The organism is Marinobacter sp. E2 (assembly GCF_055755345.1).
Genome location: NZ_CM146911.1, coordinates 64,629 through 80,127 on the forward strand (window position 1 = coordinate 64,629; position 15,499 = coordinate 80,127).

14 protein-coding genes are annotated in these 15,499 nt (G+C 61.4%); 4 read left to right on the forward strand and 10 right to left on the reverse strand.

Features of this window, described 5'->3' with window-relative positions:
* Positions 1 to 10: 10 nt before the first annotated feature.
* Complete coding sequence (locus AC0J1C_RS00245; protein WP_375193534.1) at positions 11 to 547, reverse strand: gamma carbonic anhydrase family protein; 537 nt, start codon at positions 545 to 547, stop codon at positions 11 to 13.
* A gap of 225 nt (positions 548 to 772) precedes the next feature.
* Here AC0J1C_RS00245 and prlC point away from each other — a divergent pair, with 225 nt between their 5' ends.
* Both prlC and AC0J1C_RS00255 read left to right on the forward strand, forming a co-directional pair.
* Positions 773 to 2,818 carry an oligopeptidase A gene (gene prlC, locus AC0J1C_RS00250; protein ID WP_473045073.1) on the forward strand — a complete coding sequence of 682 codons (2,046 nt, stop codon included), beginning with the start codon at positions 773 to 775 and terminating at the stop codon, positions 2,816 to 2,818.
* A gap of 136 nt (positions 2,819 to 2,954) precedes the next feature.
* Positions 2,955 to 3,212, forward strand: coding sequence for a YheV family putative zinc ribbon protein (locus AC0J1C_RS00255; protein WP_375193536.1), 258 nt, complete (start codon positions 2,955 to 2,957; stop codon positions 3,210 to 3,212).
* Between the two features lie 368 nt (positions 3,213 to 3,580).
* On the opposite strand, the gene AC0J1C_RS00260 is transcribed toward AC0J1C_RS00255, so the two are convergent.
* Complete coding sequence (locus AC0J1C_RS00260; protein ID WP_473045074.1) at positions 3,581 to 4,903, reverse strand: Na+/H+ antiporter family protein; 1,323 nt, start codon at positions 4,901 to 4,903, stop codon at positions 3,581 to 3,583.
* 115 nt (positions 4,904 to 5,018) lie between these two features.
* On the reverse strand, positions 5,019 to 5,249 hold the full coding sequence (locus tag AC0J1C_RS00265; RefSeq protein ID WP_375193538.1) for a DUF1653 domain-containing protein: 231 nt from the start codon (positions 5,247 to 5,249) through the stop codon (positions 5,019 to 5,021).
* Positions 5,250 to 5,407: 158 nt separating this feature from the next.
* Here AC0J1C_RS00265 and AC0J1C_RS00270 point away from each other — a divergent pair, with 158 nt between their 5' ends.
* On the forward strand, positions 5,408 to 7,204 hold the full coding sequence (locus tag AC0J1C_RS00270) for a sensor domain-containing diguanylate cyclase (protein ID WP_473045075.1): 1,797 nt from the start codon (positions 5,408 to 5,410) through the stop codon (positions 7,202 to 7,204).
* Here the strand turns inward: AC0J1C_RS00270 and AC0J1C_RS00275 are convergent.
* The 7 genes from AC0J1C_RS00275 to AC0J1C_RS00305 form a co-directional block, all read right to left on the reverse strand.
* Complete coding sequence (locus tag AC0J1C_RS00275) at positions 7,194 to 7,580, reverse strand: DoxX family protein (RefSeq protein WP_091989380.1); 387 nt, start codon at positions 7,578 to 7,580, stop codon at positions 7,194 to 7,196. The genes AC0J1C_RS00270 and AC0J1C_RS00275 overlap by 11 nt on opposite strands.
* Positions 7,581 to 7,602: 22 nt before the next feature.
* Complete coding sequence (locus tag AC0J1C_RS00280) at positions 7,603 to 8,031, reverse strand: group I truncated hemoglobin (protein WP_473045077.1); 429 nt, start codon at positions 8,029 to 8,031, stop codon at positions 7,603 to 7,605.
* A complete protein-coding gene (locus AC0J1C_RS00285) occupies positions 8,031 to 8,903 on the reverse strand; it encodes a DUF3034 family protein (protein ID WP_473046584.1) in 873 nt (290 codons plus the stop codon). The genes AC0J1C_RS00280 and AC0J1C_RS00285 overlap by 1 nt, the downstream gene beginning before the upstream one ends.
* Positions 8,904 to 8,905: 2 nt before the next feature.
* On the reverse strand, positions 8,906 to 11,281 hold the full coding sequence (locus AC0J1C_RS00290; protein WP_473045078.1) for a putative bifunctional diguanylate cyclase/phosphodiesterase: 2,376 nt from the start codon (positions 11,279 to 11,281) through the stop codon (positions 8,906 to 8,908).
* Positions 11,281 to 11,946 (reverse strand): methylamine utilization protein, encoded by a 666-nt coding sequence (locus AC0J1C_RS00295; protein WP_473045080.1) that lies wholly within the window; start codon positions 11,944 to 11,946, stop codon positions 11,281 to 11,283. Before AC0J1C_RS00295 ends, AC0J1C_RS00290 begins: the two co-directional genes overlap by 1 nt.
* A gap of 13 nt (positions 11,947 to 11,959) precedes the next feature.
* The gene (locus tag AC0J1C_RS00300; protein ID WP_375193543.1) at positions 11,960 to 12,610 is read right to left on the reverse strand and encodes a hypothetical protein; all 651 of its coding nucleotides are present in this window, start codon (positions 12,608 to 12,610) and stop codon (positions 11,960 to 11,962) included.
* Between the two features lie 207 nt (positions 12,611 to 12,817).
* Complete coding sequence (locus tag AC0J1C_RS00305) at positions 12,818 to 14,146, reverse strand: MATE family efflux transporter (RefSeq protein ID WP_473045081.1); 1,329 nt, start codon at positions 14,144 to 14,146, stop codon at positions 12,818 to 12,820.
* Positions 14,147 to 14,348: 202 nt separating this feature from the next.
* Between AC0J1C_RS00305 and coxB the strand changes: the two genes are divergently transcribed.
* Positions 14,349 to 15,473, forward strand: coding sequence for a cytochrome c oxidase subunit II (coxB, locus tag AC0J1C_RS00310; RefSeq protein WP_375193545.1), 1,125 nt, complete (start codon positions 14,349 to 14,351; stop codon positions 15,471 to 15,473).
* Positions 15,474 to 15,499: the final 26 nt, after the last annotated feature.

Here is a 15,499-nt window from a genome sequence, read left to right on the forward strand (position 1 = left end):
GACCACTGGTTTACTGATCGTTAAGATATTCATCCTTCAGCCGGACGTAGTTAGCGGCGGTGTAGGTAAAAAAGCTCCGCTCCTTCTCTGTCAGCGCCCTCGCCTTCCTGCACGGCGAGCCGACATAGAGATGCCCGGACTCCAGGGTTTTCCCCGGTGGCACCAGGCAACCGGCGGCGACGATCACCTCGTCCTCCACCACGGCCCCGTCCATGATGATGCAGCCCATGCCCACCAGTACCCGGCTACCAATGGTGCAGCCATGCAGCAGCGCCTTGTGGCCCACGGTCACGTCGTCACCGAGGGTGAGCGGATAGCCGCCGGGGTTGTAGTCACTGGCATGGGTGATGTGCAGCACCGAGCCGTCCTGGATGCTGCAACGATGGCCAATGCGAATTTCATGCATATCGCCCCGCACCACGGTCATTGGCCATATGGAAACATCATCACCGGTTTTAACATTGCCAATCACCACGGCACTTGGATCCACCCAGGCCCGTTCCCCAAAATATGGCGTAGTGCCCTTGTGCGCGCGTATATTCGTCATTACATAGTACCTGTACGAGTGAAATTGAACGCGTGTACCCGGAGGCCCGGGGCGCCTGTGGGAGAGATCCTTCCAAAACTGTCTGTCGCCAGGGAAGGCGACAGTCAAGCGTCACATGGACGTGCCGCCAGGAGCGTGTTTTGGAAGGATCTCTCCCACAGGTGCCAGCCCCGAACGTTTATAAATCGAAACTACCTAAGATCTTGCAAGCTGAGAAGGGGACCTATGAATAACCCGTTACTGACTGACGACCTGTTGCCGAAGTTTGACCATGTCCGCACCGAGCACATGGAAACGGCCATCGACCAGATTCTCAGTGAAAACCGGATGAAGATCAGCCAACTGGCCGAACAGGACGACCCCACTTGGGAAACCCTGGCCCAGCCGGTACAGGCCCTGGACGACAAACTCAGCCGCGCCTGGTCGGTAATCTCACATCTCAATGGCGTGATGAACAACGACGACTTGCGCCAGGTCTATAAGCGTTGCCTGGAAAAGCTGACCGAATACAGCACTGAAGTCAGCCAGAACGAAACCCTGTGCAACGCCTGGAAGAAACTGGCCGACCGGCCGGATTTCAAGGATCTTACAGAAGCCCAGCGCAAGGCCGTGGAAAACACCCTGAGGGATTTCCACCTGGGCGGCGTGGACCTGCCCGCGGACAAGAAAAAACAGTACGCCGAATTGTCCCGGGAGCTCTCCGAGCTGTCCAACAAGTTCAGTGACAACGTACTGGATGCTACCCAGCACTGGTACAAACACATTACCGATGTCGACCAGCTGGCCGGGCTGCCCGAGACCGCCATCGAGAGCGCCAAACAGGCGGCTAGGCAGAAAGAGCTGGACGGCTACGTGATCACCCTGGACTTCCCGAGCTTCTACCCGGTGATGACCTATTGCGACAACCGGGACCTGCGCCGTGAAGTCTACGAAGCCTTCGTAACCCGCGCCTCCGACCAGGGCCCGGATGCCGGCCAGTGGGACAATACCCCGGTAATGGCCGAAATCCTCAAGCGCCGCCACGCCCAGGCCAAACTCCTGGGCTTCGACAACTACGCCGAGCGCTCCCTGGCCACCAAGATGGCCCGCAGCAGCGACGAAGTGCTCGACTTCCTGAACCAGCTGGCGGCCAAATCCAAACCCCAGGCCGAAAAAGAGTTCGCCGAACTCAAGGCGTTTGCCAAGGACGAGTACGGGGTCGACGATCTGCAGGCCTGGGACGTGGGCTACTACAGCGAGAAGCTTCGCCAGGCCCGGTACGACATCTCCCCGGAAACCCTGCGCCCCTGGTTCCCGGTGAACAAGGTGGTGCCCGGCCTGTTCCGGGTGGCGGAGAAGCTGTTCGACGTACAGATCGAGGCGAAACCGGAAGTGGAAACCTGGCACGAGGATGCCACGGCGTATTGCATCAGCCGAAACGGCGAGCCCCTGGCCTGGTTCTACCTGGACCTGTTTGCCCGCCAGGGCAAGCGCGGCGGTGCCTGGATGGCCGACTGCCGGGTGCGCTGGCGCAACCTGCGCGGCCAGGTGCAGTTGCCGGTGGCCTTCCTCACCTGCAACTTCACCCCACCGGTGAACGGCAAGCCGTCGCTGCTGACCCACGACGAGGTCACCACCCTGTTCCACGAATTCGGCCACGGCCTGCACCACATGCTCACCCAGGTGGACGTGCTGGACGTGTCCGGCATCAACGGCGTGGCCTGGGATGCGGTGGAGCTGCCCAGCCAGTTCCTGGAAAACTGGTGCTGGAACCCGGAATCCCTGTCGCTGATTGCCTCCCATCACGAAACCGGGGAGCCGCTGCCGGAGGATCTGCTGCAGAAACTGCTGGCAGCGAAGAACTTCCAGTCCGGCATGGCCATGGTGCGTCAGCTGGAGTTTTCCCTGTTCGACTTCCGCCTGCACGCGGAATTCACCGACGAGGCCCCCACCAACCCGCTGGACATGCACCGCAAGGTGCGCAGCGAGATTGCGGTGGTGGAAGCCCCTGAGTTCAACCGCTTCCCGAACGCGTTCTCCCACATCTTCGCCGGCGGTTACGCGGCGGGCTACTACAGCTACAAGTGGGCGGAAGTACTGGCAGCGGATGCCTTCTCATTGTTCGAGGAAAAAGGCATCTTCGACCCGGAAACCGGCAAGGCCTTCCTCCACAATATCCTGGAAAAAGGCGGTTCCCAGGAACCCATGGAACTGTTCAAGGCCTTCCGCGGTCGGGAACCCCAAGTGGATGCGCTGCTCAAACAGACCGGCATCACGGACGAGGCGGCCTGAAACCGGGTGGTGTCGGATTACGCGTTGCTAATCCGACCTACATGACGTTTCGAGCCAAGCATGGCAGCAACATGTAGGTCGGGTTAGGCCCACGGCCGTAACCCGACAACCACTGCCTAGATCTACGGGAGTTTTTATGGCGAGTCCAAAACGTTTTATCGCCGGTGCCGTCTGTCCCCGCTGTGCGGAGATGGACAAGATCATGATGTTCACCACTGACGACGATGAGCAGGTGCGCGAGTGCGTGGCCTGCGGCTTCACCGATGCCATGTCTGACGCCGAGCAGCCGGCCAATCCGGAGCTCGAGACGCGGGTGAACAAGCGCAAGAACGAGGATGATCACACGGTCAAGCAGGTGGTGTTTTTCAAGTCTGCTGCCGATGATCAGGAGTAGGCTGTTCGGTTTCTAGCCTGCAGGCTTTGGGGGCGGAGAGGCCATGGGCATGCTTTTCTTCTGGGAAAAACAACTCGCTTCGCTCAGACATCTTTTTCCCGGCAGAAAAGCACACCCATACCCTCTCGACCGGACTGTCCAGTGATTTCCAGAAAGACCCTCCAAGGAAAAACGGCTTGAGACTAGAGCCGTTTTTCATTCTTTATCCCTGGAAATATCGTTTTGTTCTGACGTGAGGGGGTTGGGGGTCTTTTCCCCGCCAGAAATGGATGTCTGAGCGAAGCGAGTTCCATTTCCAAGGGGAAAAGACCCCCAACCCCCTCGCAGCCCCCACAGCAAGAAGGCTACGAGGAACAGCAACCTCCGAACTAGAGAACCATGGCCGCAACCCACCCAAAGGCGAGCAGCGGCAGGTTGTAGTGCAGGAACGTGGGCACCACGGTATCCCAGATGTGGTTGTGCTGGCCGTCGGCGTTCAGGCCGGCGGTCGGGCCCAGGGTGGAGTCGGAGGCCGGGGAGCCGGCATCGCCCAGGGCGCCGGCGGTGCCCACCAGGGCTACGATGGCCAGGGGACTGAAACCCAGTTGCAGGGCCAGGGGCACATACAGGGCGGCGATGATCGGGATGGTGGAGAACGAGGAGCCGATACCCATGGTGATCAGCAGGCCGACTACCAGCATCAGCAGGGCCGCCATGGCCTTGTTCTCGCCGATGGCCGCCACCGAACTGTCCACCAGACTGGCGATCTCGCCGGTTTCCCGCATCACTTCGGCAAAGCCCGAGGCGGCGATCATGATGAAGCCGATCATGGCGAGCATCTTCATGCCTTCGGTAAACAGGTCGTCGGCCTCTTTCCAGCGCACCACGCCGGAGAGGTTGAACAGCACGAAACCGGCCAGCGCGCCCAGAATCATGGAGCCCAGCCAGAGCTGTACCACGAACGCGGTCACGATGGCGACCAGCGCCATCACCAGGGTGCGTGGGCTGTAGCGGGCGTCCACCCGCTCCGCTTTGGTGATGGTCTCCAGGTTATAGCTTCGACCATTCCGGTAGCTGAAGAACACCGCAATCAGTAACCCGCACAGCATGCCCAGCGCCGGCAGGGCCATGGCTTTCATGACGTTCAGGCCGGCGGCATCGACGCCGTTGGCGCCGACCTTGGCCAGCAGGATTTCGTTCAGGTAGATACCACCAAAGCCCACGGGCAGGAACATGTACGGGGTAATCAGCCCGAAGGTGAGTACGCAGGCCACCAGGCGGCGATCCATGTTCAGTCTGGCCATCACGTACAGCAACGGTGGCACCACCAGGGGAATGAAGGCAATGTGGATCGGCAGGACGTTCTGGGACGAGATGGCGATGGCCAGCAGCAGGCCGATGATCATAAAGCGCACGCCTTTGCCGGCGCTGCCCTCGTCCTGGCGGCCCACCAGGGCCAGGGCCTTGTCGGCGAGGGCGTGGGCCAGGCCGGACTTGCCGATGGCCACGGCGAAGGCGCCGAGAGTCGCGTAGGACAGAGCGACGGTGGCTCCGCCGCCCAGACCGTTATTGAAGGCTTCGATGGTGGCTTCCAGGGACAGCCCGGCAATCAGACCGCCGGAAACGGCACCGATGATCAGGGCAACAACTACGTGGATGCGGCACAGGCTCAGGGCGAGCATGATCGCGACCGCGGCGACAACGGCATTCATGGCAAAACTCCGGGTAGGAATTGAGGACGATCCGGTCCCTTTTGGGGACCTGCATCATGAAAAGCGCGGTAATGTGCCGGAAACGACTGCGGTAGTCAAAGCGGTTGTGTAACGGTCAGTCTTGGTCGAGGCGGGCGAAGCGGGGTACCTGCTCACCGGCCACCTCCACGGTTTCCCGGAACATGGTGAGGGGCCGCACCCAGAGGCTGTAATCGCCGTACAGGCACCGGTACACCACCATCTGCTCCTCGGTTTCGCTGTGCCGGGCGATGCCAAGCACCTCGTAATCCTTGCCCTTGTAATGTCGGTAGCGGCCGGGGCGGATGTCATTCTTGCGTTCTGTCATTCGGGGCCTCGAGGGGTTCGGGTTATGCTGGCGCTGCAGTATGGAGGACGTGCGGCGCGCAACCGTCTACACTGGAAAAAAACCGCAGGGATGCAAACGACTGAGTCAGGGCCTGAAAGTGTAGAACAACCGGACGGGCCCGGAAACCGGAATCGGCTATGATGCGGCAGGTTTTCTGCATCTTTCTTCTGACAGTTTCGCTTGTACTGCCGTTGTCCGGGCCGGCGTGGGCCGAGCCTGTGGCATTCCAGTGGCTGGAGGCCCCGGCCCGGGAGCTGTCATTGCAGGAGGTGCGGGCGTTGCCGCCGGCGGCCTGGCAGACAACCAGCGCCGATGAGATCTTCAATCGCGGTTTCAGCGACGGCAGCTTCTGGCTGAAGGTCGAGGTGCCGCCGGAACCGGTCAACCGGGTGCTTGAGGTCGGCTACCCCCTGCTGGACGAAGTATCGGTGTACTGGGTGCTCAACGGGGAGGTGGTCGAGCGTCACCAGACCGGTGACACCCTGCCCTTCGAAAGCCGACCCATCTACCACCGCAATTTTGTGTTCCTGGTGCCCTCCAACACCGAGCCGACCACGGCGTTTCTCCGGGTGAGTACTCTGGGCGCGGTCCAGATTCCGGTGGAGATCACGCCGTCGGCGCAGTTCCTGGCCAACGAACAGCTCTCCTACGGCTGGCAAACGGTGTTCCTCGGCATCATCCTGGCGATGGCGCTGTACAACCTGTTCCTGTTCGTGATCGTGCGGCATTCCACCTACCTCTGGTACGTGCTGTTCGTGGTTGCCACCGGGTTGGTGCAGCTCAATTTCCATGGCCTGCTGTTCCAGTGGCTCTGGCCCAACCTGCCGTCCCTGAACCAGTCTTTCACGGTGCCGGCGATCAGCGCGGCGCTGTTCTTTGCCATCAATTTCACTCTTCGGTTCCTGAACGTGCGCCTGTACAGCACGCCGAGCTACCGTTTCATTCAGGTGGCCTGGTTTATCGCCATTGTCTGCTTCGTGTATGGCCTGTTCGGCCCCTATCAATCGGGCATCGTGCTGGTCAGCGTGTTCGCCGCCGTGATGACACTGGCCGCCTGGCTGATCGGGGTGGTGGTCTGGCGGAACGGTCAGGTGCTTGGCGGCTTCTACGTGCTCGCCTGGACGCCTCTGCTCATCGGCCATCTGATCCTGGCGGTCAGCAAGCTCGGAGTGATGCCCCGCAGTTTTCTCACCGAATTCGTGCCCCAGGTAGGGGTGGCACTGGAGGTGATCCTGCTGTCCTTTGCCATGGCCTATCGGATCAACCTGGAACGTCGCCGGCGCCAGGAAGCCCAGGAGCAGGCGCTGGTGATACAGCAGCAGGCCAACCAGACCCTGGAGATGCGGGTGCAGGAGCGTACCGAGGAACTGGAGCGGGTCAACGATCAGCTCAGGGCCATCAGTCTGACCGATGGTCTGACCCACGTGGCCAACCGTCGCCGGTTTGACCAGAAGCTGGACGACGAGTGGAAGCGGGCCCTGCGACAGGGCCACCCGTTGAGTCTGCTCCTGATCGATATCGACCATTTCAAGCGGGTCAACGATGACCATGGCCATCTGGTGGGCGATGACTGCCTGACAGAGGTGGCCAGCCTGTGCGCCGAAGAAGTGCAGCGGTCCGGGGATCTGCTGGCCCGATACGGCGGCGAGGAGTTCAGCATCCTGCTACCGGCTACACCCGAGGATGGCGCCGTTCGCGTTGCGGAGCGGGTGCGGCTGGCGGTGGCCCGGTCTCCGGTTTATTCCGGAGAGCACATGGCGCCGGTCCACCTGACCATCAGCGTCGGGGTAGCGACGCTCATTCCCACCGCGGATCTCGAGCCCCAGGAGCTGATTCGTCAGGCGGATGAGGCCCTGTATGCTGCCAAGGCGGCGGGCCGCAACCGCGTGATGGTGGCGCGGGGCTTTCGGGCGGCGGTGGCGCCTAGTTCTTGAGCTTGTAGCGGCCCGGGCCGAGGAAAATGACCGCCACCGCCGTGAACAGGAAGAAGCCCTGAAGCTCCAGTGCCCAGCCCCCGTTGCCGCCGAGGCTCAGCAGTTGGTGGGCGTGTACCAGGGCAATGGCAAACAGCATGTTGAAGACGATGATCAGGGCACCAATGCGGGTCTGGTAGCCGAGAATGACCATCAGCGGCGCCAGCACTTCGCCGACGTAAACGCCATAGGCCAGCACCGTTGGCAGGCCATGACTGGCCAGTTCACCCTCGATAAAGCCGATGCCGTTGAGCAGTTTGGCAATGCCGTGAAACAGCATGAGGCCACCCAGGGTCAGGCGGATGATCAGTTTTCCAACGTCAGCGTTTTCGAGCAAGGTCCGGTCTCCGTGTCAGGTGTTAAAGGTTGCGGATGTCAGGATACAGGGGAACCAGGCGCTTGATCATCCGGTTCTGGGCACCCGTGGGCACGTTGTTTTCCTCCATGGCCAAGATCAGGTTCTCCGCCAGGGCATTGAACTGGGTATCGGTGATGGCCATGTCCGCGTGCAGTTCCCGCATTTCGCGGCCGGTGTAGGTGCAGGGGCCGCCGCTAAGCTCACATACCTGGTCGGTCAGGTTGCGGTGGAACTGGGCCACATTCATGCCTTTAAACTGATGGTTGATGCGGTCGTCTTCCACAATCCGGTACAGCAGATCCTCGACAATCCGGGCAATACCCTGCCGTTCCCCCAGCTGCTGGTAGAGGGTGGGTTCGGGTGTGCCCTGCAGGGCCTGACAGCCGGCGAGCACCAGAGCTGCCGCCAGTACGGTGAATCGGGTCATCATCAGAAACTCCCCTGCAGAGACAGGTAAAACCCTTGCTGGTCCTCCAGAGTGGCCACGTCACCCAGGTTCACCAGCGCCGCGGTCACGGCCAGGCGCCGGTCTGGCACCCAGGCCACAAACACATCCCACCAGTCGTCTTCGACGGCAAACCCCAGGTTGTCGGGTTTTTGCCGGTATTCCCCGCCCACCAGCCACTGGCGGTTGAGAAACAGCCCCACGCTGCCTTCCAGCATCCACTCATAGCTGTTGTTGCGATCACCACCAAACCCCAGCAGACCGCCCTGGTTCGCGCGGGTGCCACGGGTGGTCAGGTTGACCAGCAGGTTGCGGTTCAGCACCGCGGCGAAGAACAGCTTGCTGCCGCCGAAGTAGACATCGGTGCCGCTGTCGTCCCGGGCGCCGATGGCCGAGGGTATCGTGAAGTCACGCTGGCGCTTGTGCTGGATGCCCGCAGACCACTGCCCCCACGGGCTATAAAGAACATCTCCGAACAGCCTCACCTTGGCCCCGAAAATATCCTGGTTCAGTTCGTCCTGTTCCAGCCCGAAGCCGTTCTTGAGGGTGAACACCAGGCTGTCCAGATCCAGGGTCTGGCGGGCCACCGTTACCTCAATCCGGTTGTTCCAGTTCAGGCCGGCCCCGGTGACCGACAGGCTGTAATCATCCACCTCGGCCCGGCTGAGGGTAAGCGTGCCGCCCCACTCCCGGTCGCTGGCGTAACTGCCGAGCAGGGCCCAGGGCACCAGGCCGCCACCGGCGGCGCCCTCGATGGTTGTGACACCGCCGGTGGCCCAGATCCGGCTGCCTATGTCGGCAAAGGCCGACGGAGCCACCCAAAGCGCCAGCGTTAGCACGACGAGGGGTCGGATCATCATCAGGTGTACTCCCGTTTTGTTTCGCTCAATTCCGGTTCACGTTCGGCCAGCTTTCTGACGGTCTCCGGCAGATCGGCTGCTGCTACGGGCCGACTCAGGTAAAAGCCCTGTCCGAGGTTACAGCCCCAACGCTGCAGGAGCTGCCACGTATTATGGTTTTCAATGCCTTCCGCCACTACTTTCAGCCCCAGACCATGGGCCATCTCGATGGTGGAACGGACAATCAGCTGGTCCTGGGGTTCGGAATCCAGCTTCAGCACGAACGACTTGTCGATTTTCAGTTCCTGTACGGGCAGTGTGCGTAACTGCGACAGCGAGGAATAACCGGTACCAAAATCGTCCACCGACAGGGTCACTCCCAGATCCCGGAGCCGCCTGAGTGTTGCCAGCGCTTCTTCCGGGTCTTCCATCAGCGCGCTTTCGGTAACTTCCAGGGTGATACGGTCCAGGGTGTGGTGCCAGTTGCTGAAACTGTCGGCAATGTGCTGGATCAGCGAGTGCCAGGTCAGGTCCATGGCAGACAGGTTGATGGCAATGCCGGTGTCAATCCCTTCCCGGTGCCACTGGCGGGCGTCGCTGGCCACCCGTTGCAGAATGTGCGCGGTGAGCTCGTGGATCTGGCCGGACTGTTCGGCAAGAAAGATGAACTCCTCCGGCGAGACAAATCCGAGTTCGGGGTGGATCCAGCGCACCAGGGCTTCCACCTGCACCAGTTGGCCGGTGCGGCTGTCCAGCTTGGGCTGGTAGTTCATGTGCAAACCGTTGTTCAGGATGGCGGTATGCAGGTCGGTGATCAGTTTCAGTTCGCGGAGGTGACTTTCGTCGCGACCGGGCTGGTAACGGGTGAAGGGTTCCGGATGCGCTTCCGCCTGCTCGAAGGTGAGGTTGAGCCGGCGGCGCAGGGCATTGGTGTCGGCGGCATCCTCGGGCAACTCCATGGTCACCACCGTGACTCGCAGCGAAAACGGTGTCTGGTCGATCTGGAGCGGCGATTCGATGAGGTCGTGCAGTTCGCTGACCCGGTGATCCCGCTCTTCCGGTGCCATGGGCGGAATCAGGGCAAGAAACTCGCCACCGCCGGTGCGGGCAACGATGTGGGCGTCGGGCAGGGCATCCTGCAGGCGCCGGGAGGTCTCCGCCAGCACCTTGTCGCCAAATTCCAGGCCCAAGGTGTCGTTGATGTCGGACAGATCGTTCAGGCGAATGCCGACCAGGGTGCAGGCCCCGGCCCGTTCGAAAAGGTCCCGCGCCACGTCCATCAGCGCATTGCGGTTGCCCAGACCGGTCACGTCATCGTGGCTGGCGGCATAGCGGATCTGGGCTTCCCTCTCCCGGAGGCTTTTCAGCATGTCCCGCAGGGCATTGCGCAGCTGGGTCAGCTCGCCACCGGCCCGGATGGCCGGTGGTTCGGGCGATTCGCCATTGCCAATGGCGCGGGCGTAGCTGGCCAGCTGAAGCACCGGGTGGCCAAGGGTCCGGGCGATGATCAGCGCCAGCAGAATGGCGAAGACCAGAATGGCGGACACCAGCAAGGCGATTTCGATGGCGCGCTGGTAGTAGCTCTGCAGGGTGGCGTCGCGGCTGATCAGCAGGATGGTCTGTACCGGTGCGGGATTGCTTTCTGTATTGCCCTCACCATTGCCGTCTCCGAGGTTGATGATGCGGGTAAAATAGCCCGAGCTTTCAATCAGGCTACCGGATCCGGCGGCTCGTGCCAGTTCCCGGGTCAGCGTCTGGTCAATGCTGGTGGTGGCGGCAAACCGCTGGTACTGGCCATTCTGCTGCGAGTGGGCGCGGAAGATCACGGAGGTATCGCTCAGGCGGGCGATCACCTCGGCCAGCGCCTGGTCCATGGCAAAGCCGATGACCAGCCAGGCCCGCAGGCCTGGGGCCTCAACAGGAATCACCAGGACCTCATAGCCCTGCCCGTCGATGGCCCGGATCGAGCGGGCAAATCCGTCCTGGCGGGCCTTTGCCAGTTGGCCTGGTGGAATTTCGGGCAGGGGGTGGATTCCGGTGGTTGCCAGGGGTACACCCTCGGTGTCCAGAATCAGGGCAAAGCCGGCGCCGACACGGGCGCTGTGGTTTTCAAGGGCGCTGGCGATGGTGGCCGGGTCCCGGCTGGCCACCGCGGAACGGAAACCGAAGTCACGAACCAGCACGCTCAGCCGGGACAGCTCAAGCTCCGTGCGCCGGTCGATCACTTCCCGGGTCAGACGTTCGCCGATGGCCAACTGGTTCAGTGCCCGGTTTTTCTCATCCTCGAACAGGTACACCATGAGCATGGCGATCACCACCAGGCTCACCAGCGCCACCAGCGTGATCATGGCGGCGATCAGTCGCCCACGGAAGCCAAGCCGGGACACAATCCTCATCAAAGCTCCCGGAAACGTTGCTGGAGCAGATCCAGGGAGCTTTCCGCCGGAGCTTCCGGTACCAGCGACAGGGAAATCGATGCCGGCGCGTCGGTGGTTACCTCGCGGGTGATTGGCCGGGTATTGTCCGGCAGCCTGGGGTGCCAGATCTCAAGCCGGATCCGTCCGGGACTCTCGGAATTCGGCGAGGGTTCCAGGGACAGAGTCACCTGGCCGGCGTCGTTGGTCGTGCCGACCGCGGGGGTGTCGGACACCACGACAAAGCCCTGCATCTGATCGTGAATGTTGCAGCCGAGTTCCACCACTCCGGGCTGGTCGAACACGATGGGAGCCTCTGGCCGGCCTGCGTATAGCTCGATGTTGAAGGTCTTGGCCGGAGAGAACGAATAAACGTGGTGCTGGGTGTTGTCCCGGTTCGGAAAATCCACGCTCGAGCCCACCGGGACCACCAGAACCTGCGGGTGGAATGCCCGGTTCTTCTGATAGATCTCCGCTGTGTCCGGAACCGGGGTGCTCCCTGTATTGACAGACACCACGGCGCCGGCAACGGGCTCACCCGTGCCCTCGAGGGTCACCGTTACCGGCAATTCAAGGGCGACGACGAAAACGGGACACGCCGTTAGAAACAGGATTGCTGGCAATCCAGCGGCTGATACTTTCTTCATACTATTGGGCACTTCAGGACATACGAGGGCCGAGGGAAAAGCGGATGTGGTTCCGTTCCAGCAGGTTTTCCCAGTAATGCCGCATCCAGTCCCAGGCGGCGTTGTTGACCTGTTCCACGAAGGGATCGAGGTTCAGCTCGTAATAATCCGGTGTGCCGGCGATCTGCAGCACGGTGACGGTGATGGAATCGTCCAGTTCATTGGCGAAGGGTTCGCCGATCAACTGATGTGCCAGCAGATTGGCACGAGTCGCTTCCAGGTCCACCAGCTCGCTGGCGCGGGTAAAGCGATTGTTCTCGTGCATCTCCTCCATCAACCGGTGGCAGAGATAGGCCCTGATCAGCAGGCCATCGAGGCCATCGTATCTTACCAGTAATGCCGAAGGCTGCGTGAAGTAGCGAATGGCCGCCTTGACGAAGGGGGCGAACAGCTCGGCCTTGCCGGCTTCGCGGGCGCAGGCTTCCACACATTCGATCAGGCGCGGTGCCATCTCGATATATTCGACCACGAACTGGAACAGACAGGTGGCGGGCTGGTAGCCCTCAATGGTCACCGACGAGGGCAGCGCGGCAGCCTTTTCATGGAGCTGCCGGAGGAAAGCGCCTGAACGGGCTTCCTTGCGCCGTGCCTGGTCAATAATTTCGAGGACTACCTGTGGTGTCATTTCAGGAGATGCCAATGTCTGAACGAATTGAGGTCGCAAGGCGCCTCCCGTTGCAAGAAACGTTAAACAACGAGTTACCCGGCAGGAGAAGGGGGCTGGCTACCACGTCGCGCCTGCCTTTTCTGACAAGTGTAGCCGAGATTTTCCGGACTGCTTTTCTGACGCGGTGAAAATGCGCAGCTGTAATGTAAGCAAGCCCGATCCGTGTCAATCGGTCTGGAACCAGCGCTCGCTTCGGGTGTGTGACCAGCACAGCCACCCCATGCTGGCGGCCCGGGCAAGCATCAGGGCAATCAGGGCAAACCAGAGACCGTGGTTGCCCCAGTCGGTGGTGAGCCACCAGGTCGGTGCAAATACCCCCAGTGCCGAAAACAGCATGGTGTTCTGCATATCCCGGGTGCGGGTGGCGCCGATAAACACGCCGTCCAGAAGGAAGCCCCAGACGGCTGCAAAGGGCAGCAGCCAGAGCCAGGGCAGGAAACGCCAGGCGGTGTTCCGGACTTCCTCGACACCGGTGAGCAACGCGATCAGCCAGTGACCGCCGGCCACGAACACAACGGTGAGCAGCAGTGCGCCCCAGAGCGACCAGCGCAGGGCGCTTCGGAACACCACCCGGAACCGGCGCCGACTGCCCCGGCCAATGGCTTCGCCAATCAGTGCTTCGGCGGCGTTGGCAAAGCCGTCCAGGGCATTGGAGATCAGCAGCAGGAAGGTAATCAGGACGGCATTGGCGGCCAGAATCACGTCGCCCTGGCGGGCGCCCTGGGCGGTAAAGAAGGCCAGCACCAGCAACAGGATAATGGTGCGCACCATAATGTATCGATTCACCCGAAGTATCTTCAGATAGTCGGCCAGGCTGCCGAACAGGGCCCGGGTCAGCCGCTGGCCCTCCGGCATGCGTTGCAGCACGATCAGGAAACCGAGACTGGCGGCGCCGTACTCGGCGATCACCGTGGCAATGGCCACGCCCCGGCTGTTCCAGCCCAGCACCGTGACGAACAGGACATCCAGCACAATGTTGAGCCCGTTGGCGGCGATCAGCATGAGCATGGGGCCGCGGGCGTACTGGGTGCCGATCAGCCAGCCCACCAGTGTGTACTGGCAGAGCACCGCCGGGGCGCTCCAGATGCGGATAGCCGCGTACTCGGCCGCCAGTTCCGTGACGGTTTCGCTCGGGTTCATCAGGGCAAGCCCAATCTCGATCAGCGGCCGGTGGAACAGTATAAGCAGGAGGCCGATCCCCGAGGCCAGCAGGACCGAGCGTAGCAGCAGTGCCACCTGGCCAAACCGGTCCCGTTTGCCCCAGGCCTGGGCAGCCAGGCCCGTGGTACCCATCCGCATGAAACCGAAGGTCCAGTAAAGAATGCTGAACAGGTTGGCGCCCACCGCCACGGCGCCCAGGTACTCCGGGCTCTCCAGGTGGCCGAGCACGGCGGTATCCACCAGTCCCAGCAGGGGGACGGTGAGGTTGGTGAGCATCAGGGGCCAGGCCAGGGCCCAGAGGCGCCGGTCGGTGGCCGGCAGGTTAAAAGTCATATTCGATACAATTATTAAAAATTACTGGTTAGATTTTTTGGATTTAGCCGATTTTTTAGTCTTTTCTTGATCTGTGTCTATACTCAATTTCGATGTATCCGTAAGCAGGCTTCCACCCTGAACGTCCGGTGTATGCGAGCGCCGGTGGTGTCGGGGGGATTACGCAAAATCCGACAAGAATAACACTCTGTGGAGACACAGTATGCGCGTGCACGCTCAGCGGGCGGGTGCCCTCTTAGGCGGTCTGATGTTCCCCGCCTGGTCCATGGCGGACTGGACACTGAACATGACCCCGGGGGTGACCGGCACCAGTAACGAGATATTCAGCCTTCACATGACCATTCTGTGGATCTGCGTCGTGATCGGCGTCGTGGTCTTCGGGGTCATGTTCTGGTCCATTTTTGCGCACCGGAAATCCCAGGGCGCGAAACCGGCCAACTTCCATGAGAACACACTGGTGGAAGTGCTCTGGACCATCATACCCTTCGCCATCCTGGTTGTTATGGCCATTCCCGCCACCGCCACCCTGGTCGACATGTACGATACGACCGAATCGGACGTGGACATCAAGGTCACCGGTTATCAGTGGAAATGGCAGTACGAGTATATCAACGAGGACTTCGGTTACTTCTCCAACCTGGCCACGCCCCGTGCCCAGATCGAGAACCGTCAGGCCAAGGGGGATAACTATCTGCTTGAGGTGGACAATCCCCTGGTTATCCCCGTGGGCAAGAAGGTGCGCTTCCTGCTGACCGCAAACGACGTGATCCATTCCTGGTGGGTGCCGGACTTCGGCGTGAAGAAAGACGCCATTCCGGGCTTCATCAATGAAACCTGGACGCGGGTCGACAAACCCGGCATCTATCGTGGCCAGTGTACCGAGCTCTGCGGCAAGGACCACGGGTTCATGCCGGTTGTGGTGGAAGCCGTGCCTGAAGAGGAATACAACGCCTGGGTGGCGGAAAAGAAGGAAGCCGCCGAGCGTGAGCGCCAGCTGACCCAGAAAGACTGGACCATGGCCGAGTTGATGGAGCGTGGCGAGAAAGCCTACCAGACGGCCTGTGCCGCCTGTCACCAGGCTGACGGTAGCGGTGCCCCGCCCGCATTCCCGGCGCTCAAGGGCAGCCCGATCGCCACCGAGGATATGGCCGCGCACATCGACATTGTTGTCAACGGCAAGGCGGGCACGGCCATGCAGGCCTTCGGTAACCAGCTCAGCGAAGTGGACCTGGCCGCGGTGATTACCTACGAGCGGAACGCCTGGGGTAACAACACCGGTGAAATGGTCACGCCGAAAGAAATCTTTGATTACAAGAACCAACAGTAATCGACGCCAGATAACAGATATCACCA